Raw genomic sequence first — 604 nt, forward strand, 5'->3', positions numbered from 1 at the left:
CATGATCATCTTGATCTATAACTATAGAATGGTCTAATTGCTTCTCTAGGTCTTTAGCAAATGTGCTTTTACCACTATGAGTCTTACCTACTGTTAAGATAGCAAGTCTTTTCATCATTAACCTCACTTCTTCAATGGTATAAATCTTTATGTAACTTTCTAAGTAGAATTACGATATTAGATTGCGATTGTTCCCACTCGAATTGATCGGATAAAATCTGTCTCTTACGGTCGTAGTTGAGGATAAGTGCAATCACTAAAGCAGAGAATGAACGTGTAAATACTGAGTCACTTCTTTGTTCACCAATTTCCCAAAATAAATTGTCTAAACATACGCTTACTTAATATGTGTTCCACTTGTTGAGTTGATAAATGATTACCTAGAATTAGGTTGCCAAAATTATTGTAGATTAACGTATCTCGAAGTTAGGATCAACTGAACCAATATTTTGTAACATACGGTCTAGAAGATCATTTAAATCTGGTAGTAGCGAAGGACCTTCTAATTCTCTAAGCTCTAATTTTAATGCCATAATGTCACCACTTTTAAAATTTAATGTCACTTGAAACAACTTACTCAGCTTTTTTTATTGTATCGTAATTG

2 protein-coding genes and 1 pseudogene are annotated in these 604 nt (G+C 32.8%); all 3 read right to left on the bottom strand.

All coding sequences use genetic code 11. From position 1 onward, the window contains the following. A pseudogene (locus tag A194_RS19110) lies at positions 1–115 on the bottom strand (ATP-binding protein); the annotation flags it as partial. Between the two features lie 16 nt (positions 116–131). Next, positions 132–308, bottom strand: a complete 177-nt coding sequence (locus tag A194_RS21430) for a DUF2785 domain-containing protein (protein WP_423734754.1) — start codon at positions 306–308, stop codon at positions 132–134. Positions 309–410: 102 nt separating this feature from the next. Further along, the gene (locus A194_RS21085) at positions 411–533 is read right to left on the bottom strand and encodes a hypothetical protein (RefSeq protein ID WP_272942218.1); all 123 of its coding nucleotides are present in this window, start codon (positions 531–533) and stop codon (positions 411–413) included. Between the last annotated feature and the right edge of the window lie 71 nt (positions 534–604).

It is taken from the genome of Alkalibacillus haloalkaliphilus C5 (genome assembly GCF_000269905.1).
In the GTDB taxonomy this organism is placed as follows: domain Bacteria; phylum Bacillota; class Bacilli; order Bacillales; family Alkalibacillaceae; genus Alkalibacillus; species Alkalibacillus haloalkaliphilus_A.